The sequence below is a fragment of the Microbacterium sp. A94 genome (assembly GCF_051842855.1).
Lineage (GTDB): Bacteria > Actinomycetota > Actinomycetes > Actinomycetales > Microbacteriaceae > Microbacterium.
In genome coordinates, this window is sequence record NZ_JBPXMU010000002.1 from 637,906 (window position 1) to 657,919 (window position 20,014).

Below are 20,014 nucleotides of genomic sequence, written 5' to 3' on the forward strand. Positions count from 1 at the left end.
CCCGCCCGCCGGCCCGCCCGGCCGCCAGCACTCCCGCCCCCGCCCCCGCCAGCCCCGCCGGCCGTTGCATCCGTCGGAGGGTGTTACGAACGTCGGAGGAATCGGCCGAAAAGGTCCTGCAACTGCAACACCCTCCGCTATACGTCACACGCGAGTCCGGGACAAGCCCGGTGACAACACGTTGCACCTCGGTAAAACTGGCATCCGAGGGAAGGTGCGGAGATGACGACAGACGAATACGACCTGATCGTGCTGGGCGGCGGGCCGGTCGGTGAGAACGTCGCCGACCGAGTGGCGCAGGCGGGCCTCACCGCGATCATCGTCGAGAGTGAGCTCGTCGGAGGCGAATGCTCGTACTGGGCGTGCATGCCGTCGAAGGCGCTGCTGCGCTCGGCACAGGCGCTGCGCGCGGCTCAGAATGTCGCCGGCTCAGCACAGGCAGTGACCGGGAAGCTCGACGTGCGAGCAGTCCTCGCCCGGCGTGACTCATTCGCCGCGAACTGGTCGGACGACGGTCAGGTACGGTGGCTCGAGTCAGTAGGCATCGACCTCGCCCGCGGCCATGGCCGACTCTCCGGCGAGCGTGAGGTCACCGTGACCGCCGATGACGGATCGACCCGCGTTTTGAGGGCACGTCACGCGGTGGCGATCAGCACCGGAACGGATGCATCGATCGCCCCGATAGATGGACTGGTGGATGCTGCGCCCTGGACGAGCCGCGAAGCGACGAGCGCGCAGGAGATCCCGGCATCCCTCGCGATCATCGGCGGCGGAGTCGTCGCGGTGGAGATGGCCACGGCGTACGCCTCGCTCGGCGCGCACGTGACGGTGATCGCACGGGGCGAGCTCCTCGCCAGCATGGAGCCGTTCGCTGGTGAGCTGGTAGGAGCAGGGCTGTCTGACCTCGGCGTGGATGTGCGCATCCACACCGAGACTGCTCGGGTCAGCCGCACCGAGGGCACTGTCACGATCACGCTGGGTGACGGTTCCGAGATCACTGCTGATGCGGTGCTCGCCGCGACCGGCCGCCGCCCGCGCAGTGGCGATATCGGACTCGAAAGTGTCGAGGTCGAACCGGGCACCTACATCAAAACCGATGATTCGCTCCGGGTGCCGGGGAGCGACTGGCTGTACGCCGTCGGAGATGTCAACGGGCGCGCGCTGATGACCCACCAGGGAAAGTATCAGGCGCGCGCAGCGGGAGATGCGATCGCCGCCCGCGCGCAGGGCGAAAGCGTTGACGATGCCGCCTGGGGCCGTCATGTCGCGACCGCCGACCACGTCGCAGTGCCGCAGGTCGTCTTCGGCGAACCGGAGGTCGCCTCGGTCGGACTCACGGCGAAAGCCGCGGAGGATGCCGGATACTCCACCCACGTGATCGATCAGGATCTCGGGGCAGTGGCTGGGGCGTCATTGCGGGAGGACGGCTACGCCGGCAGGGCGCGGATGGTCGTCGACACGGAGCGCGACGTCATCCTCGGCGCCACATTCGTCGGCCCGGACGTTGCTGACATGCTGCACGCCGCCACGATCGCCGTCGTCGGTGAGGTACCGATAAAGCGGCTGTGGCACGCCGTTGCGGCATACCCGACGGTGAGCGAGGTCTGGCTGCGCTTGCTCGAGGGCTACGGACGGGAATCGGCGTGAGGGCGATCCGATCACGCTTCCGCTTCGAATATCTAGGGAGTCCCCGCATGTCTGACGCATCCCGTACGCTCGAACCCAAATCCGAGGAGGCAAGACGATGAACGTTGTCCTTGCAGGAACAGTGATCGCAGAGGTCGACGAAAGCGCATGATCGAGTTCCGCTCGGTGTCCAAGAGATTCCCCGACGGCACGCTCGCCGTCGAGGACTTCAGTCTGGTGCTCCCCTCGCGAAAGACGACAGTGCTCGTCGGATCATCCGGATCCGGCAAGACCACGCTGCTGCGCATGATCAACCGCATGGTCGAGCCCACCGGCGGTGACGTCGAGATCGATGGTGAGAGCGTGCTCGGCGGTGATCCGGTGGCACTGCGCCGCCGCATCGGTTACGTCATGCAGAACTCTGGGCTCATGCCGCACTTCACGGTCATCGACAACGTTGCCACGGTGCTGCGGTTGACCGGCACCTCGAAGAAGGAAGCGCACGAACGCGCCCGTACGCTTCTCGACACGGTCGGGCTCGATCGTGCTCTCGCCGATCGGTACCCGAGTCAGCTCTCCGGCGGCCAGCAGCAGCGCGTCGGGGTGGCACGCGGTCTTGCGGCCGACCCGAACATTCTGCTGATGGATGAGCCCTTCGGGGCCGTCGACCCGATCGTGCGCACCGATCTGCAGCAGGAGCTCATCCGCCTCCAGCGGGAACTCGACAAGACCGTGGTCTTCGTGACTCACGACATCGATGAGGCGTTCCTGCTCGGCGATCAGGTCGTCATTCTCGACAAGAGCGCCCGCATCGTGCAGGTCGGCAGCCCGAGCGAGATCATCGAGAATCCGGTCGACGATTTCGTCTCGGCATTCATCGGCATCGAACGTGGTCGGCGCGCGCTGCGCATCAAGCAGACCCCGCGGGGGAGGGTCGTCGTCGACTCCGAGGGGCGCACTCAGGGAGCGCTGCTGGATGACACGGCCGGAGCTGAGAGCGGCGCATGACATGAACTGGGTCCTCGATAATCTCGGGCTGATCTTCGAGCTCAGCCTGGTGCACCTCAGGCAGAGCGCTATCCCGATAGTGCTCGGATTCTTGCTGTCATTGCCGTTGGGCTGGATCGCCTGGCGCTACCAGCTCGTGCGCGTCCCGCTGATCGTGCTGACCGGTTTGCTCTACACGATTCCATCGCTGGCCCTGTTGATTCTGTTGCCCGCGGTGGGCGGCTACTCGGCGATCAGCGAGACGAATCTCATCGTTGCGCTGACGATCTATGCGATCGCGATCCTCGTGCGGGCTGTCGCCGATGGTCTCGATTCAGTGGATGCCGCGGTTCGTCAGGCTGCGACGGCGATGGGCTACGGGGGCGCTCGCCGGTTCTGGATGGTCGACCTTCCGCTCGCTGGGCCCGTGATCCTCGCGGGTCTCCGCGTCGCCGCGGTCAGTACGATCTCGCTTGCCACGGTCGGCATCCTCATCGGCGTCACCAACCTCGGATACCTCTTCACGAACGGTCTGCAGCGTCGGATCGTCGCCGAGGTGCTCGCCGGTGTCGTTGCTGTGGTGCTCATCGCCCTGCTCATTGATCTTCTGCTGATGCTGGCCGGCCGCGTGATCATGCCGTGGGCGCGGGCCACCAGCGTCTCGAAGACGCGGCGTCCACGCGTCGCTGCAGGGGCGGCCGCATGAATCTCTTCGCCGAAGCCTTTGCCTGGCTGTTCTCTCCCGAGCGGCTGGAAGGACAGTACGCTCTGCCCACGCTGCTGGGGCAGCACCTGTTCTACACCGCGATCTCCGTCCTCGTCGCGGCGGTGATCGCCGTTCCCCTGGGCTGGCTCATCGGGCACACCGGGCGCGGACGCGAATTCGCCGTCGCGGTCGCAGGCGCGGCCCGCGCCCTTCCCTCTTTCGGACTGATGATCCTGCTCGTGCTGCTGCTCGGGGTGCTGCGTATTCCGGAGGCCGCGGTCATCACCTTCGTCCTCCTGGCGATTCCGTCGCTCCTAGCCGGCGCATACACCGGCTTCGAAGCCATCGACCGAAGAGTGATCGATGCGGCCAGGGCGATGGGCATGACCGAGTGGCAGATCTTCCGGAAGGTGGAGGTGCCACTGGGACTGCCGCTGCTTGTCGGCGGCATCCGCTCGGCACTGCTTCAGGTGATCGCGACCGTCACGATCGCCGCCTACGTCAACCTCGGCGGACTCGGTTGGCCGATCATTCAGGGCATCCCGCTTCGCCGGTTCGATCAGGTTCTCGGCGGCGCGATCCTGGTCGCGCTGCTCGCTCTCATCGTCGACCTGCTGATGGCGGTCGCGCAGCGCGCCGCCGTGCCGTCTGGGGTGCGCGCGCAGCAGCCCGGTCGTCGTCGAATTCGTCCAGGCAGAAGCACCGCATACGTCCCCGCCTGAGAACTCCAGACTCCCCACCAGAGAGGAACATCATGTTCACTGAAAGAAAGTCACGACTCGCTCTCGTCGGCGGCATCGCCGTCTCTGCCGCACTCGTGCTTGCCGGATGCGCGAGCAGCAACCCGCTGGACACGCCGACCGACTCCGACTCAACAGGTGCGGACTCGGGCTCAGACACGATCGTGATCGGCTCCCAGGCGTACTACTCCAACGAGATCATTGCCGAGATCTACGCTCAGGCGCTGGAGAACGCCGACTTCGAGGTGGACAGGCAGTTCAACGTCGGGCAGCGCGACGCGTATATCCCCGAGCTCGAATCCGGCGCGATCGATCTCTTCCCGGAGTACACCGGCAACCTGCTCGAGTTCTACGGCGATGCCGGCGACGCGACGAGCTCCGAGGATGTCTATGCGGCACTCCAGGAGGTGCTCCCCGAGGGGCTCACCGCCCTGGATTACGCCGAGGCGAGCGACCAGGACACCTACACCGTGACGAAGGAGTTCGCCGAGGCGAACGACCTCACCACGATCGCCGACCTCGCGAACGTCAGCGAGCAGGTCACGATCGGTGCGGCACCCGAGTTCGAGCAGCGGCCCTACGGTCCGGCCGGTGCCAAGGAACTCTATGGTGTTGACCTCGCCTTCTCCGCCACCGGTGACACGACCCTGGAGGCGCTGCTGGCGGGTGAGATCCAGGTCGCCGACATCTACACCGCAGCTCCGGCATTCCAGACCGAGGAGATCGTCGCGCTCGAGGACCCCGACAGCCTAATCCTGGCATCCAATGTCGTCCCCATCGCCTCCAGCGACGTGGCCGACGAGATCGCCGATGTCATCAATGCGGTCAGCGGGGCGCTGACGGCCGACGACCTCGTCGCGCTCGGTGTGCAGAGCACGGTCGACCAGCTCTCGCCTGAGGAGATCGCGAAGCAGTGGCTGACAGACAATGGCCTGATCTGATTCTGTGAGCGGTGGGTCCGGGCGAACTGGGACAATGGAGGCATGCCCGGACCTCACCGCACGCTCTCCAAGCGCGACCTCGCTCAGCGACTCGACATCTCCCTGGAGATGGTTTCCCGGCACGGGCTTAATGACGGACTGAGCGAGGCGGAGCTCACCGCGCTCGAGCAGGACCCGCCAGCCTGGCTGGTTCAGTCCCGCGCCAACCGCAAGAAGGGTGCACGCCCGGTCTGGGCCACGCTGACCTGCGTCGTCTGCGGCTATTCCGAGACGGTCCGGCCGAAGAAGTGGTGGCCGGAGTTCACCTATCTCAGCTGTCGCACTCATGCGCCGGCGGAGCTACCCGCCTTGGCATCAGACCAGCACCGCACCGAGATCGAGGGCGTCGGCGGCCGCTTTATCGGCATCGTCGACGTCACCGTCTGAGGTCGCTCAGACCCGCGAATCCTGGCGCGGAACCCACACCTTCTTGATGATGATCAGGATGGATGCCGTGACCGGCACGGCCACGAGTGCTCCGAGGAGCCCGAGCAGTGTGCCGCCGACCAGCGCGCCGATGACGACAAGCGAGCCGGGGATGGAGATTGCCCGGTTCATCACCTTCGGGGTGAGGACGTACGACTCCACCTGCATGTAGATCAGGTAGATCACCCCGAACACGAGGGCCATGAGCGGGTCGGTGAACAGTGCGATTCCGGTGCCGATCACCCAGAACATGAGGGAACCCACGAGCGGGATGAGGGTGATCAGGAACGCGACCACCGCCAGCAGCAGGGGGAACGGGAGCGACATCGCGGTGTACAGCACGAGAACGAGCATCGCGTTGATGAACGCCAGCGTGACCATTCCCATCACGTAGCCGCCGACAGAGTCGGTGATCTGCGTCGAGATGATGTCGGTGTTGTGGCGGTCGCGAGCCGGCACCAGGCGAAGCAGGGCCACCTTGATGACGGGAAGCGTCGCAACGAAGTAGATCACGAGCACGAGCACGATCACGACACCGGAGATGCCGGTGGCGATCGCGCCGCCGACCTGCAGTGCGCCGCCGCCGATCGTGGCGATGTTGCCGGGGTCTACGAGGAACTTCTGGATATCCGAAACGAGGTCTTGAAACTGGCCGCCGAACTGATTCTCCAGCGTGGAGTAGACGTCGGTTGCCATGAAGTCCTTGATGAGCGACGGAACGCTCTTCACGAACGCCGCGACCTGCGCGACGACGACCGGAATGATGGTCCAGAGCACGAGCGCCAGCAGCGCGATGAGGGTGAACAGCACGACGACGACGCTCCAGCCTCGGCTGAGACCGCGTCGCTCGAAGAACCGCACTGCCGGGTCGAGGCCGAGAGCTGCGAACAGCGCCAGGGCGATATAGATGATGACCGTCGACAGGTTCGACAGTGCGAGGCCGAGCATGAACGCAGCGAGCCCGCCCAGGGTCACCATGAACCCGAAGATGAATGGCCGATCGATGCGCGTCCACGAGAACCGATTCGAAGGCTCCGGGTCGATGACTGGTTTCGGTTCGATCTCGATGGTGTGATCGGGTTCTGGGGCGTGCTTCGGCTTCTTGCGCGACTTCGCGGCTTTTGGCTCTGCGACTTTTGCGCGGCTCTTGGGGGCTGCTTCGGTCCGCGACTTTGCGGTGTTCTCGGGTGCCGGCGCGCCGTCCGGTGCAGCGTGATCGTCGGAAGCCGAGGGCTGATCGATGCTCATACGCCAACTCTATTGTGCTCGCGCGCGATATCGTCTTAACCGCCGACGATGAGGAGACACATGACCGACGCCGATGACGCCCGGGCAGACCTGCTGCGCCTGCGAGGAAGTATCGACAACATCGATGCCGCCCTCATCTACATGCTCGCCGAGCGATTCCGCGCCACTCAGCAGGTCGGCATCCTCAAGGCAGAACATGCGATGCCGGCATCCGATCCTGGCCGCGAAGAACAGCAGGTGGCGCGCCTGCGTGCGCTCGCCGAGCAGGCGCACCTGGACCCGGAGTTCGCGGAGAAGTGGTTCAACTTCGTCGTCGCCGAGGTCATCCGCCACCACACCGAGGCAGCCGAGGGCCGCTGACCCCCGGCGCTGAGCCTCCGGCACCGGCCGCCGTCTCAGACCTTCAGCACCTGCCCGCTGCCGATTCCCTCAACGGCCAGCGTGTAGGCGCGGCCGACCTCATCATCCGTCACCGGTCGGTGGCCAGCGAACAGGGCGTGTGAGCCGGGGGAGTTCTCCAGAACGTCCGGCGAGACGACATTGATCCGGATGCCGCGCGGTGCTTCGGCAGCAGCGGTGATGACGAACGACTCCACCGCGCCGTTGGCGGCGGCTCCGGCGGCACCGGTGGCGATCGGCTCCCGGGCGAGTACTCCGGTGGTCAGCGTGATCGATCCGCCGTCGCGCACATGCTCGAACGCGGCGCCCACTAGTGCGATCTGCGGCAGCGCCTTCGATACGAACGCGGCGAGGTAATCGTCTCGATTCAGTTCGGTGACGTGCTTGAACGGCACTTTACCCGCGGCGACGATGACGGCATCCACTGTTCCGGTCTGCGTGAACAGGGCGCGCACGGACTCCGGGTCGGTGATGTCCACCGGCCATTCGCCTGTGCGCGATGCGCGCAGAACCTCGTGTCCGCGATCCGACAGCGTGTCGGCGACGACCTTTCCGATATGTCCGGATGCTCCGATGACGATGATCCTCATGGTGCCGATCGTAGCCGCCGGCGCTTCGACAGGCTCAGCGGCCGCCTACTTCACACTCCCCGCCGTCAATCCGCCGACGAGGCGCTTCTCGATCATCATGAACAGGATGATCACCGGCAGGATCGCCACGATCGAGACGCCGAACACGTACTGCCAACTCGTCTCGTACTGACCGACGAACTTCGTCAGAGCCACCGACAGCGGCTGGTTCTTATCCGTCGACAGGATCACCAGCGATGCGGCGAACTCGTTCCAGCAGGCGACGAAGGTGAACACGATCGCGGTTACGATTCCCGGCCACACCAGGGGCAGGTTGATCTTGAACAGCACGGTCAGGCGTCCAGCGCCGTCGATCTGGGCCGCCTCATCGATCTCTTTCGGGATGCCGGCGAAGAAGGAGTGCATGATCCACACCGCGAACGACAGGTTGAAGGCGGCGTTGATGAAGATCATCGCAGCCCACGTATCGCCCATGCCGAGCGTCGTGAACTGCCGGAACAGGCCCGAGGTGAGAACGGCGGGCTGCAGCATCTGCGTGACGATCACGAGGAACAGGAACACCATGCGCCCCGGGAAGCGGAATCGCGCTGTGTAATACGCAGCCGGCATCGCGACCAGCAGCACGAGTAGCGTGGCGAAGACAGCGATGATGATGGTCGAGATGAGGTTGTACGGCAGCGGCGTCTCCGGGGTCGACCACATGTTGATGTAGTTCTCCCAGTGCCATTCCACCGGGAAGTACGTCGGATCGACCGAGCGGATCTGCGACTTCGTCTTGACCGAGCCGAAGAACATGATCAGGTACGGCAGTACGAAGATGCCGAGTATGAGGGCGCCGGCGACCATCCGCAGGATGACCCGCGGCAGTGACACCTGGTCGGCTGTGTAGCGACGACGGCGACCGATGGATGCTGCGGCGCGGCCGCCGCCGGAGGTCGTGATGACCCGGGTCTCGGTGACAGTCATCCTCAGACCTCCTTCATGGGCTTGACGATCTTCACGTACGCCGCGACGATCACGATCACGATGAGGAACGCCACCACCGACAGGGCACTGGCGACGTCGACCTTCTTTTGCAGTTCGATGTATTTGAAGATCATCGTCATGACGGTGTCTGCGTCATATCCGGGTATCGACCCGGTCATCACTTTCAGGATCGGCAGCGAGTTGAACACGTTGATGATGTTGATCAGCACGGCGACGCTGAGTGCACCGCGCAACTGCGGGAAAATGATCGACCAGTAGGTGCGCACGGGACCTGCGCCATCCATCTTGGCGGCTTCCAGCGCATCGCCGGGAACGCTCTGGAGTCCTGCGAGAAGGGTGTAGGTCGTGAACGGCAGCGAAACGAAGATCGCGATCACGATCGACCAAGCGAACGCTGTCGCCGGGTTTCTGGTCCACCCGTAACCCTCCGGGGTGTCGACAAACCCGATGTCGACGAGGAACTTATTGATCACACCGAAGTACGGCTCGAGACCGTAGTAGAACACCATGGTCGTCATCACGACGGATGCCGCCCACGGGATGATGACCGCGAGCCGAACGAGCTGGCGGCCGGGGAATGCCTTGTTGAGGATCTGCGCGAGACCGAGCGAGAGCACGACGGTGATCGCGACCACCGAGACCACCCAGATGATCGTGCGGCCCATGATCGGCCAGAACGCCGGGAACGAGAACACGGCGGCGTAGTTGTCGAAGCCGACCGAGCCCTTGTCGAGTCCCGATAGTGAGATGTCCCGTGTGGAGTTGAAGAACATCACGCCGGCGGGGAAGAACACCACGCCGACGATGAGGATCAGCGCCGGCGCCAGCCACGGCAGTGCCAGCCACAGCTCGCGCCCTCCGGGGCGCTTCTGCTGCACAGCATCCGCGGCCTCGGGGGCGTGGGGGCGGTCGGTGACCGCCCCCACGGGGTTCGAGGATTTCGTCATTCGGTTCATGGATCTATCCCGAACCCCTTCGCTCCCGGGCGTCAGCCCGCGTCGACCTGCGCCTGGATCTCTGCCAGCACGTCAGCGGCCGGCTTCGTCTGCAGCTGACCGAACAGCGCCTTGAATGCACCATCCGTTGCGGACCACTTCGCGTTCGTGGACGGGTAGAACTGCGCATCCGGCAGTACCTCGAGGAACGGCGCGAGCGCCTCTTCACCGGAGAGCTGCTCAGAACCCGACTTCGTCACCGGCAGGAAGCCCTCGGCCTGCACCCACGGCACGTAGACGTCTGCTGAGTAGAAGTAGTCGAAGAACGCCGTGATCGCCTCGGCCTTGTCGCCGTCGTTCTGGAACGCCATCAGCTGGTCGGCGACGCCGAGTGTGAAGGGCGAGCCATCCTGGGTGGGGATCGGCACGATGGAGTAGTTCAGCTCGGGGTTGCTCTCGGCGATCTGGCCGACCGTCGGCGGAAGACCCACCTGCATGCCGATCTTGCCCTGGATGAAGATGTCCATCAGGGGCGAGCGCTGCGTGGAACCAGGGTCAGCCTGGGTGGCACCGGCGTCGATCATCTTCTTGATCTGCTCGGCACCGGGCAGGTTCTCCGGGGTGTCGATCGTGATCTCCGACTCGTCACCGAAGGATCCGCCGCCGCCCCACAGCCAGACGGCGGCCTCAGCCTGGGCCTCTTCCGAACCGAGCGGCATGCCGTAGCCGGCGATGCCGCCCCCGAGGCCGGAGACCTTGGTTGCGGCATCCAGGAGTGAATCCCAGTCCGTGGGCGCCTCGGCGCCGGCCTGCTCGAGCAGATCGTTGTTCACGAACAGCGCGCGAGCGGATGCGATGAACGGCAGCGCGTACGTCGTGCCCTCGAGCTGCTCGTTCTTGATGAACGACTCCTGGAAGTCGGCGAACGTGTCGGGGCTGGTGACCTCTTCGACGTCGTAGAGCAGGCCGTCGGCTGCGAAGCCGGCGAAGGGTCCGCCGTTGTAGATGTCCGGAGCCTCGCCGCCCTGAACCTTAGTGGCGACGACGCTTTCGAGGTTGTCCCAGGACTGCACCTCGAGGTTGACGGTGATGCCGTCGTTCTCCGCTTCGAACCCCTCGATGACGTCTTCCCAGAGGCCCTTGGTGTTGTCGGAGTAGCTGGGCACGAGCAGGTCGATCGTGGTGGAGCCGGCTTCGCCGCCGTCCCCTCCACCGCCGGCGTCGGAGCCGCCGAACCCGCAGGATGCAAGCGCCAGAGTCGCGGTGGCTGTGATGGCTACAGCGCCCAATCGCACAGACTTCTTCATGTCTTTCCTCACTGTGTGGGTGCGCCGCCGCAAGGAGAGGAAACTCCACGCGACGGTGCGTGATGTGAGTGCGCAACTTCGCGCACGGGGTCTTTTATCTGGACTGGGTAGGAACACTACCTCTATTTGTGAAGTGTGTGAACAAAAATACTCAACTTCGTCATTGAATCGTGTCCATGACGTTATATGATTGAATCGCTCACTAAAGAACCATAAGTCTTCATTCACCGTACGTCTAGAACGGAATCGAAATATGACCGACCAGACATCCGCACCCGGCGCGCACATGCGCGCAGAGCTTCTTTCGCAGCCGACGACCTGGGCGCGCGCGGCAGATATGCGCGATGAGCAGAAGGTACTTCCGGCCGCGGGCAAGCGCGTCGCCGTCATCGGCTGCGGCACCTCGTGGTTCATGGCGCAGTCCTACGCGGCGCTGCGGGAAACTGCCGGTCAGGGCATCACCGATGCGTACGCGGCATCCGAAGTCTTCCTCGATCGCGACTATGACGCTGTCGTCGCGCTCACCCGCTCCGGCACCACCAGCGAGGTGCTCGAGATCACCGAGCAGATCTCCGGAAAGATCCCGGTCATCGGCGTGATCGGCGACCCGACCTCACCGCTGGCAAGCATGGTCGACGGCGCTGTGCTGCTGCCGTTCGCCGACGAGCAGTCCGTCGTGCAGACGCGCTTCGCAACGACCGCGCTGACCCTGATGCGCGCATCCCTCGGGCTGCACGACGACGTCGCGCGCTCGATTGCGGATGCTGAGGCCGTGCTGGCATCCACCGACGACCCCGAGCTGGCAACCGCTGAGCAGTACACCTTCCTGGGCCGCAACTGGACGATCGGCCTGGCGCACGAGGCTGCGCTGAAGATGCGCGAGTCCTCGCAGTCGTGGACCGAGTCGTACCCGTCGATGGACTACCGCCATGGTCCGATCGCGATCGCCGCCCCCGGACGCATCACGTGGCAGTTCGGCGTCGCGCCGGAGGGTCTTGCCGGCCAGGTCGAGGCCACCGGCGGACGTTTCGTGCAGCACGATGTCGATCCGCTGGCTGACCTGGTGCGCCTGCACCGTGTGGCGCTGGAGCGTTCGGTCGGCAAGGGACTTGACCCGGATATGCCGCGAAACCTCAGCCGATCCGTCATTCTGGACGCGTGAGCACTTCTTCCTCTTCCCGGGGTCTGGGCGCGAGCATCGGCGCGGGGGCGCCGGTGCTCGCGTTCGACGTCGGCGGCACCGACATCAAATCGGCCCTGTTCGACGCGAACGGCGAAGCGCTGAGCCTGCGTCGCACACCGACGCCGGCGCGCGGAGCTGATCCAGCGCCGGCTCTCGTGGAAGAACTTGCACGCCTGGCGGATGAACTGCGGGCGGAGCATCCCACCGTCATTGCAGAAGCAGTCGGCTTCGTCGTGCCCGGCATCGTCGACACGGATGCCGGAATCGGTGTCTACGCGAGCAACCTCGGCTGGCACGACGCGCCACTGCGCAGCATCGCCACCGAACGCTTCGGCCTGCCGGTCGCGTTCGATCACGATGTGCGCTCGGCAGCAAAGGCCGAACATGAACTCGGCGGTGCGCGCGCGCACGACGACGTCGTGGTCCTCATCATCGGCACCGGGATCGCCGGGGCCGTGCTCGTCGGCGGCATCCCGTACACCGCGGGCGGCTACGCCGGTGAGATCGGGCATTCCCCGATCGCTGATGGGCCGGAATGCGCCTGCGGAGCACGCGGATGCCTGGAGGCCATCGCATCCGCCGGCGCTATCGCGCGCCGCTACGCTGCCGCCACCGGGACGACGCCGGACGGCGCGAAAGACGTCATCGCCCGCGCCGCCGCCGGAGACGAAGTCGCTGCCCGCGTCTGGAATGAGGCGCTGGATGCCTTGGCCCTTGCCCTCGCGCAATTGACCGCGATGTTCGCCCCCGAAGCGGTCGTGATCGGTGGTGGGCTCTCGCGCGCCGGTGGCGCGCTCTTCGACGAACTGCGTGCGCGTCTGACCGCGCGGCTCAGTTTCCATCGGATGCCCGTGCTCATCCCCGCAGAACTTGAGGGCAACGCAGGCATCCTCGGTGCCGCGCTGCGAGCCAGAGAGCTGACATGATCCTCACCGTGACCCCCAACCCCGCCGTCGATATGACCTGGGAGATCGACCGCATCGAGCCCGGCGGCACCCATCGGGCGGATGCCGGTGCTGTGCGTGCCGGTGGCAAGGGGCTCAACGTCGCCCGTGTCGCGCATGCCGAAGGGCACGCGGTGCGCGCCCTCACCACCGCGGGCGGTGCGACCGGCGCCGAGCTGCAGAGCGATCTCGAGGCTAGCGGCGTGCCGCACGTACTCGTGCCGGTTGCCGCCGACACGCGCCGCAGCATCGCCTGGGTCGATCGCGCCCTCGGCGATACGACGATCGTGAACGAGCGCGGCCTGAACCCGACCGCCGAGGAATGGGCGCGCTTCATCGCTGCCGTCCGGGAAGAGGCGGCTGCCGCCTCCGTGCTCGTGATCTCGGGCAGTTTCCCTCCCGAGGCGCCGGATTCGCTGCTCGCCGAACTGATCGCTGCGGCCGGTGACCGCGATGTGATCGTCGACACCTCCGGGCCCCTGTTGCTGGCTGCAGCAGATGCTGGCGTCGCCGTGCTCAAGCCGAATCGGACTGAGCTCGCCGAGGCGACCGGCCTTGACGACCCGCTCGACGGTGCGCGCGAGCTGGTGCGCCGCGGAGCAGGACTCGTGCTGCTGTCGCTCGGTGCGGAGGGGATGTTCGCCGTGGGTGCATCCGGGACGATCCTCCAGGCCCGCCTCCCCGCACCCCTCGCCGGCAACCCCACCGGTGCGGGCGATGCCGCTGTCGCCGCCGTGGCCACCCTTCTCGCCGACGGCATCCGTGACACCGAGACCATCCTGCGGCGCGCAACCGCGTGGTCAGCCGCCGCCGTGCTCATGCCGCTCGCGGGCGAAATCTCGCCCCAGCATCCGCAACTTGCCGCTGACCTCGTCGTCGCGACCATCAACACCTCGAAGGATTCCGAATGACCCTCGCTTCTGCCGCCGATCTGATCCGCGCTGCCGCCGACTCCGGACGCGGAATCGGTGCCTTCAACGTGATCCACCTCGAGACGGCCGAGGCGCTGGTGGCGGCATCCGCTCAGGCGCAACTGCCGGTGATCCTGCAGATCTCGCAGAACTGCGCGAAGTATCACGGGGGTCTTGAGCCGATCGCCCTGGCCACCCTGGCCGTCGCCCGTCGGGCCGAGACGCCGGTGGCCGTGCACCTCGATCACGCCGAGAACCCCGAGCTCGTCGACGAGGCGATCGCCCTCGGTTTCGGATCGGTCATGTTCGACGGCGGCGCGCTGCCGTACGACGAGAACGTCGCCCTCACCCGTGAGGTCGCGGCCCGCGCCCACGCCGCGGGGGTGTACATCGAGGGCGAGCTCGGCGAGGTCGGCGGCAAAGACGGAGCGCACGCTCCGGGCGTGCGCACCGACCCCGATGAGGCGCGCGCTTTCGTCGCCGAGACGGGAGTGGATGCCCTGGCCGTCGCCGTCGGATCCTCGCACGCCATGCTCGATCGCAGCGCCTCGCTCGACATCGAGCTGATCGGCCGGCTGCACGCGGCGCTGGACGTTCCGCTCGTGCTGCACGGGTCTTCGGGAGTGGCGGATGCCGTCATCGCCGACGCCGTGCGTGCCGGAATGACCAAGATCAATGTCTCCACGCACCTGAACGGCTTCTTCACCCGCGCAGTGCGCGACACTCTCGCACAGGACGAGCGACTCGTCGACTCTCGCAAGTACGTGGCACCGGGCCGTGCGGCGGTCGCTGATGAGGCCGCGCGGATGCTGCGACTGTTCGCCCTGGAATCGGCATGAAGCGCGCGGCTCGCCTGACCGAGATCCTCGACCTGCTCGCAGCGCAGGGTGAGGTCTCCGTGGATGGACTGGTCGAGCGGCTCGAGGCATCCGCCGCAACCATCCGCCGCGATCTGGACAGCCTCGCCGAACAGCGGCTGCTCACCCGCACGCACGGCGGCGCGGTCGCACAGTCAGTCGCCTACGAGCTGCCGGTGAAGTACAAGAGTCACCGTCGCACCCACGAGAAGGATGTCATCGCGCGGGCCGCATCCGCGCTGGTCACGACCGGATCCGTCGTCGGCCTCTCGGGAGGGACGACAACCACGGCGATCGCCGCGGCGCTGGCCGCACGCGATGACCTCGGAGAGTTCACCGTCGTCACGAACGCCGTGAACATCGCCTCGCAGCTGGCGACCCGCCCCGACATCAAAGTCGTCGTCACCGGCGGCGTCATCCACTCCCGCAGCTATGAGCTCGTGGGGCCGTTCGTGGAGCAGCTGCTCAGCGGCATCCATCTCGACATCGCCTTCATTGGCGTGAACGCGCTGTCGGCTGAGTCCGGGGCGAGTACGCACGATGAGCGCGAGGCGGCCGTCAACCGGATGATGGCCTCACGCGCGCGCCGTGCCATCGTCGTGGCGGACTCCAGCAAGATCGGGGAGAACGCCTTCGCGCACATCGGTGGCCCGGAGCTGTTTCGCACCGTCATCACGGATGCCGCGGCGCCCGAACTGGTCGAAGCAGGCTACGAGGTCGTCGTCGCCTGACGCCCGTCCGCTTGCCCCACCGCAGCACACTTGCAGGGCCGAAGCACACCCGCAGGGCGATCCGGCGGCGTGTCCCCAGACATCCGTACGATCGCCCTGCAAATGGGCCAGGTGAACCCTGACGGAGGGTGTGCGCGGCGTCCGCACACACCCTCCTGAATAGTCGGTGTCTGTCGCTGCGTCCCCACGCGCATCCCCAGAACGACCGCGGCTCCCTCGTGCTCCGACCCTTCTGGAGCACCGCGCGACACCTTCCGTAGATCAAGAGCACCCACCCGCCGCTCTGATACATCGAATGGAGAAACTCTTCAGAATCCGCTTCCATGGCACTGGAACGGGGTCCGATGCCCGGTCGTGACGGATGCCGCAGCCAGGGCCACCGCGGGCGCATCCCCGCGGCTGAGTCCCGTGTGCACGGCGCTGAGCAGCTCACTTGCGACGTCATCCGGTACGACGGCTCCGGCGGCGATGACGCTGCGGGTTCCGGCATGCAGCCAGACGCGGGTCATCCCCAGTGCCTCCTCGCCCCAGCGGACGGAGGAGCGTCCGAGTTCGCACGCCGAGAGGATGACGGTGTCCGGCGCATGCGGGATCAGATCGACGTCGTAGCCGAACAGCGTCCCGTCGGCCAGATCGAACCCGGCGAACAGGGGGTTGTCGACAGCATGTTTGCCGTGCGCGGCGATGTGCAGCACGTCGACGCGGCCGGCCATGGCGGTGACAGCCTCGACGCGGGCTTCGTCACCGGTGAGCACGTGTGCGTCACGCCAGACGGATGCCGCAGCACGCACCTCCTCGACAGCACGGGGCACGCGCGGCCCAGCGGCGAATCCCGCTGATATCGGCTGCGACCCGCTGCCGCGCTCCTGCACCCACCGCGACATCGAGGTCGCGAGTGTGAATGGCCGCGCAGCCATGGTGGGCAGCATCCCCCAGGGGATTCCGGACAGGATTCCTGGCACAGTCAACACGGTTCGACGATCACCGAGCACCGCGCGCAGCGGGCCGAGCAGGGCGTCATCCAGGCGCAGCATCCGCTCATCGAGGGCGCGCGCGATGACGGCTCCCATCGGGCCGGTGCGGATGGATGCTGACACGTCGAGGTCGGCGCGGAGCCCATCGGACGCGGCGTGTACGGCGGCGAGCTCCAGCTCGACGATGCGCGTCTCCTCCGCTGTCGTGACGACGCAGAGCAACGCGGTGCCGGTGAACACATAGGTGAGGGCAGCCGTTTCGGTGCCGAGCTCGGCGCGCAGCTCCTCGAGTGCGGCGCGGGGTCGGGTGTCGCCCGCCCCGGTCGCGGACCACTGCCGGTCGCGCACCCGGTCACTGAGCATCCGCACCTGGGGGTCGGCGGTCCACTCCTTGCCGGTGAGTTCGGAGCGCAGCATCCGCAGCTCAGCGAGGTCGGCGGCCAGCTGCGGATCATGCGGTGGGCGCACCGGCGCCACCTGCTGGCTGAGGTGACGCGCGCGCTCAGACCAGTCGAACAGGGCGGCCGGATCGCCACTGTCGGCCGCGGCGGACAGCCCGGCGAAGATCAGACCCGAACCGTGCATGGTGGACGAGGACTGCAGGTCGAGCGCGCCGAACGAGCGCTGCCACTGGGCCAGCAGGTCGAGGCCCGCGCTGGCGTGGCGGCGTGATTCGGCGTGCCGGCCCCGGGAGTGGGCGCGCACGGCGCGGAACTCGGCCGCGCGCAACCGCAACGGCGTGGGTGCATCCACCGGAAGTCGCGGTGCGACGGCGTCACCGCGGCGGGCGGTGTCGAGAGCGGCGCTGAGCTGCACTGATGCCGCTTCCATCGGGAAGCCGGCCGCGCGCAGCGCCCGGGCAGTCGCCGTGAACTGGGGTGCGGGGGTTCTCCGGCCTGCGGCTACTCGGGCGTCGAGGCGAACGGCGTCGCTGCGCGCCGCCCAGCTGTCGGAACCGAGCGCACGGAAGCGCCGCGCCGCGTCTCGGGCAACGCGCTCGCCGCGCTGGGGGTCATGTCGGACGAGCGAACGGGCGAGGTGATATTCGGCCTCGGCTCGCGCCTGACGCATCCGCGCTGTTCCGAAGGTGACGGCGACGTCTTCGAGAAGACGCTCCGCTTCGTCGGCCAGACCCGCCTCGCGCAGCACCTCGGCGCGGTCGAGGTCGCTCATTGCCGCGCTGACGGGTGAGCTGTCGGCGATCACCGGACGCGACTGCGCCATCAGCTCGAGCGCCATGATGAGGTCGCCGCGCAGCAGCGCTGCATACCCGAGATTGTGGCGGGCCTCGGCTGCAGCCGAGGCATCCCCTGCGGTCTCATACAGGGCGACGGCGCGCTCAAGGTCGGTCGTGCAGGCGTCGAAGGCGCGGCGCTGCATGTGCACGAGCGAGCGATTGAGTAGGCAGTTGGCCTGAGCGACGCCGTCGAGACCGTCGATTGCTTCGCTGAGCATGGCCTCGGCCTCATCCAGCCGCCCGGCGCGCGTGTACAGCACGCCGAGCTGACCGGAGAGCACAGCGCGCGTCTGTGCGCTGACCCCTTCCTGGTCGAGGGCCTGCCGGCAGAGCTCCTCGGCGCGGGCGGGCTCGCCGGTCTGAGCGAGGGCATATGCCGTGGTTCCGGCGATTCGTGCGCGCAGATCCGGATCGTCGGTGCTCGAGGCCGCCCGGGCGAGCAGCCGTTTCCCCTCGGCGTACCGCTGCGCGTTGGTGGCGTCGCGTCCGCGTTCGTACAGTGCGCGCGCGGAAGTGGCCATCAGCCCAGGATGCCGTGAACTGCTGCTCACCGAAAGTCCGACGCCCCTGTCGGGGCCTGTTACGAATGTCGGAGCTTGTTACGAACGCGGGAGGTTTTGGTCAAATGTCTCCGACAGGTGTAACAACTTCCGACATCCGCAACACCGCATCTACGGCCTTCCGCGCCCCAGCCGGCTCCGCCGCCCCCTGCGGCGTCACGACTTCGGCCAGTAGCGCCGCGATCTTGCCCGCAACATAGGGTGCCGCGAACGACGTGCCGCTCCACGCGGCGAAGCCGCCGCGGTAGTCATCGGGGTCGACGGTCTGCCGTTCGAGCTTGCCAATGTCCGATCGGGTGGTCGCCTGCGCCCCGCCGACGAACGCCGGAGTGGTCGAGACGACCATCGCCCCGGGTGCATAGGCGCGCACCCACGGCCCCACGTTCGAGAACAGCGCCAGCGACTTCAGCGACGGGTTCAGTGCTCCGACCGAGATCAGCGGCAGCGCAGCATCCGGAGTCAATCCGTTGTCCGCACCCGGCCATGCCCACAGCGATGCCGGAAACGACGGACGATCGACCGCGTCATTTCCTGCCGAGCACACCACGATGGTGCCGAGTTCCCGCGCCGCCCGCAACAGATCGTGCAGCACGAGGGAGAACTGTCCGTCCGACGGGGTCTCGTGGTAATAACCGAGCGACAGATTCAGCACATCGATCGGATGCCCGCCATCCAGGCCGTGCACGAATCGACGCTGCAACTCCACCGTCGCCGCCAGAGCCTGCAGGAACGTGCTCTCATCGACCACACCCAGTGACCCGGCGACGCGGATCGAGAGGATGTCGGCATCCGGAGCCGTCTGCCGGATCAGCCCCGCGATGAACGTGCCATGCCCGGCGACCGCGTCGATCTCACCGTCGAGCTGGCCGTACAGATCGGGGTAGCGTTCCGGATCGTCATCGCCGGTCAGCCCGATCGGGATGCCGTCGAGCTCGATGCGCCGCGTCACGATGTCATCGGGCAGCCACTCGTGCTCGCCGCATCCGGTGTCCAGAACAGCGACCACCGCACGGCGCTGCTTTCTGGATCCCGCGCTGCGCACCGGAGCCGCCCCCACCCAGGCGATCGGTTGCCTGCCACCGCGGCCCGGTGCCAGATAGTCGTCACTGCCCACCGCTCCTTCGCCGCGCAGCGGGTTCGTTCGGGTGAAGGGGTTGGTCCGGGTGAACGGGTTGGTCCTGGTGAACGGATTGAGGCCTACCGGATCAATCGCCAGAACATGTTCGAGACCGGCACGTGGCATCGGGTCGCCAACGATTCGGCGCGCCCGCTGCAGCACACGCCAGGCATCCGGGGCCACGGGCGACTCGCCCTCCTCGGGAACATCGGGGGTGGTCAGCAGGGCGCGATGCAACCCGGGGATGCCGGGCAGCATGTCGTCTCGCTGGCCGGCTCGCATCACGTCTCCGGGTTCGATCAGCAGCTGCCAGCCGAAGGCTCCGGCCGCCTGCGTGAGCGCGCGCACATCGCGGTTGTACGCGCCATTCTCATCGTCAGGGAGTTCGGCGATCAGCATCCGATCCGGCAGGTATGCCGTTGGATATGCGCGGATGCCGACCACGGCGTCGACGGTCGGATCGAGCGCCTTTCCGCGCGGGATCGAGCCCTCGGCGCGATCCCGCCAACTCCAACCCTTGGGCTGCTCCATTGATCTCCCTCTCTGTCGGCGTCACCGCCGCTGTGTCC

The 20,014-nt window shown here is 66.7% G+C and carries 19 protein-coding genes; 12 read left to right on the forward strand and 7 right to left on the reverse strand.

Annotation, left to right across the window (positions count from 1 at the left end):
• Positions 1 to 222 precede the first annotated feature (222 nt).
• From ACSU1L_RS08955 to ACSU1L_RS08980, 6 genes are all read left to right on the forward strand, one after another.
• Entirely contained in the window at positions 223 to 1,647 is a 1,425-nt protein-coding gene (locus tag ACSU1L_RS08955) for a dihydrolipoyl dehydrogenase family protein (protein WP_439255491.1), read from the forward strand.
• Positions 1,648 to 1,794: 147 nt separating this feature from the next.
• Positions 1,795 to 2,634 carry an ABC transporter ATP-binding protein gene (locus tag ACSU1L_RS08960; protein WP_438252513.1) on the forward strand — a complete coding sequence of 280 codons (840 nt, stop codon included), beginning with the start codon at positions 1,795 to 1,797 and terminating at the stop codon, positions 2,632 to 2,634.
• A 1-nt stretch (position 2,635) separates the two neighbouring features.
• Positions 2,636 to 3,319: an ABC transporter permease gene (locus ACSU1L_RS08965; protein ID WP_439255605.1), complete on the forward strand. Its 684-nt coding sequence runs from the start codon at positions 2,636 to 2,638 to the stop codon at positions 3,317 to 3,319.
• Entirely contained in the window at positions 3,316 to 4,041 is a 726-nt protein-coding gene (locus ACSU1L_RS08970; RefSeq protein WP_438252514.1) for an ABC transporter permease, read from the forward strand. The genes ACSU1L_RS08965 and ACSU1L_RS08970 overlap by 4 nt, the downstream gene beginning before the upstream one ends.
• A 32-nt stretch (positions 4,042 to 4,073) precedes the next feature.
• A complete protein-coding gene (locus ACSU1L_RS08975) occupies positions 4,074 to 5,000 on the forward strand; it encodes an ABC transporter substrate-binding protein (RefSeq protein ID WP_439255492.1) in 927 nt (308 codons plus the stop codon).
• A gap of 42 nt (positions 5,001 to 5,042) precedes the next feature.
• Entirely contained in the window at positions 5,043 to 5,426 is a 384-nt protein-coding gene (locus ACSU1L_RS08980) for a DUF5997 family protein (protein WP_439255493.1), read from the forward strand.
• 6 nt (positions 5,427 to 5,432) lie between these two features.
• Here the strand turns inward: ACSU1L_RS08980 and ACSU1L_RS08985 are convergent, their stop codons facing one another.
• Positions 5,433 to 6,713, reverse strand: coding sequence for an AI-2E family transporter (locus ACSU1L_RS08985; RefSeq protein WP_438252518.1), 1,281 nt, complete (start codon positions 6,711 to 6,713; stop codon positions 5,433 to 5,435).
• Between the two features lie 60 nt (positions 6,714 to 6,773).
• Between ACSU1L_RS08985 and ACSU1L_RS08990 the strand changes: the two genes are divergently transcribed.
• A complete protein-coding gene (locus ACSU1L_RS08990) occupies positions 6,774 to 7,073 on the forward strand; it encodes a chorismate mutase (RefSeq protein ID WP_438252519.1) in 300 nt (99 codons plus the stop codon).
• Between the two features lie 35 nt (positions 7,074 to 7,108).
• On the opposite strand, the gene ACSU1L_RS08995 is transcribed toward ACSU1L_RS08990, so the two are convergent.
• From ACSU1L_RS08995 to ACSU1L_RS09010, 4 genes are read right to left on the reverse strand one after another with little or no spacing between them, the layout of a single operon-like run.
• Positions 7,109 to 7,702 (reverse strand): short chain dehydrogenase, encoded by a 594-nt coding sequence (locus ACSU1L_RS08995; protein ID WP_439255494.1) that lies wholly within the window; start codon positions 7,700 to 7,702, stop codon positions 7,109 to 7,111.
• 45 nt (positions 7,703 to 7,747) lie between these two features.
• The gene (locus ACSU1L_RS09000; protein ID WP_438252521.1) at positions 7,748 to 8,668 is read right to left on the reverse strand and encodes a carbohydrate ABC transporter permease; all 921 of its coding nucleotides are present in this window, start codon (positions 8,666 to 8,668) and stop codon (positions 7,748 to 7,750) included.
• A gap of 2 nt (positions 8,669 to 8,670) precedes the next feature.
• Positions 8,671 to 9,645: a carbohydrate ABC transporter permease gene (locus ACSU1L_RS09005; RefSeq protein ID WP_439255495.1), complete on the reverse strand. Its 975-nt coding sequence runs from the start codon at positions 9,643 to 9,645 to the stop codon at positions 8,671 to 8,673.
• Positions 9,646 to 9,677: 32 nt separating this feature from the next.
• Positions 9,678 to 10,931, reverse strand: a complete 1,254-nt coding sequence (locus ACSU1L_RS09010) for an extracellular solute-binding protein (RefSeq protein ID WP_439255496.1) — start codon at positions 10,929 to 10,931, stop codon at positions 9,678 to 9,680.
• 253 nt (positions 10,932 to 11,184) lie between these two features.
• Between ACSU1L_RS09010 and ACSU1L_RS09015 the strand changes: the two genes are divergently transcribed.
• The 5 genes from ACSU1L_RS09015 to ACSU1L_RS09035 are packed head-to-tail and all read left to right on the forward strand — an operon-like array spanning position 11,185 to position 15,557.
• Positions 11,185 to 12,093 (forward strand): SIS domain-containing protein, encoded by a 909-nt coding sequence (locus ACSU1L_RS09015; protein ID WP_438252524.1) that lies wholly within the window; start codon positions 11,185 to 11,187, stop codon positions 12,091 to 12,093.
• Positions 12,090 to 13,040 carry an ROK family protein gene (locus tag ACSU1L_RS09020; RefSeq protein WP_439255497.1) on the forward strand — a complete coding sequence of 317 codons (951 nt, stop codon included), beginning with the start codon at positions 12,090 to 12,092 and terminating at the stop codon, positions 13,038 to 13,040. Before ACSU1L_RS09015 ends, ACSU1L_RS09020 begins: the two co-directional genes overlap by 4 nt.
• Entirely contained in the window at positions 13,037 to 13,969 is a 933-nt protein-coding gene (locus ACSU1L_RS09025) for a 1-phosphofructokinase family hexose kinase (RefSeq protein ID WP_439255498.1), read from the forward strand. Before ACSU1L_RS09020 ends, ACSU1L_RS09025 begins: the two co-directional genes overlap by 4 nt.
• Complete coding sequence (locus ACSU1L_RS09030; RefSeq protein WP_439255499.1) at positions 13,966 to 14,808, forward strand: class II fructose-bisphosphate aldolase; 843 nt, start codon at positions 13,966 to 13,968, stop codon at positions 14,806 to 14,808. Before ACSU1L_RS09025 ends, ACSU1L_RS09030 begins: the two co-directional genes overlap by 4 nt.
• Positions 14,805 to 15,557 carry a DeoR/GlpR family DNA-binding transcription regulator gene (locus ACSU1L_RS09035; RefSeq protein ID WP_439255500.1) on the forward strand — a complete coding sequence of 251 codons (753 nt, stop codon included), beginning with the start codon at positions 14,805 to 14,807 and terminating at the stop codon, positions 15,555 to 15,557. Before ACSU1L_RS09030 ends, ACSU1L_RS09035 begins: the two co-directional genes overlap by 4 nt.
• Positions 15,558 to 15,865: 308 nt before the next feature.
• On the opposite strand, the gene ACSU1L_RS09040 is transcribed toward ACSU1L_RS09035, so the two are convergent.
• Positions 15,866 to 18,289 carry a CHAT domain-containing protein gene (locus ACSU1L_RS09040; RefSeq protein ID WP_439255501.1) on the reverse strand — a complete coding sequence of 808 codons (2,424 nt, stop codon included), beginning with the start codon at positions 18,287 to 18,289 and terminating at the stop codon, positions 15,866 to 15,868.
• A gap of 100 nt (positions 18,290 to 18,389) precedes the next feature.
• Entirely contained in the window at positions 18,390 to 19,976 is a 1,587-nt protein-coding gene (locus tag ACSU1L_RS09045) for a S8 family peptidase (RefSeq protein WP_439255502.1), read from the reverse strand.
• Positions 19,977 to 20,014 lie beyond the last annotated feature (38 nt).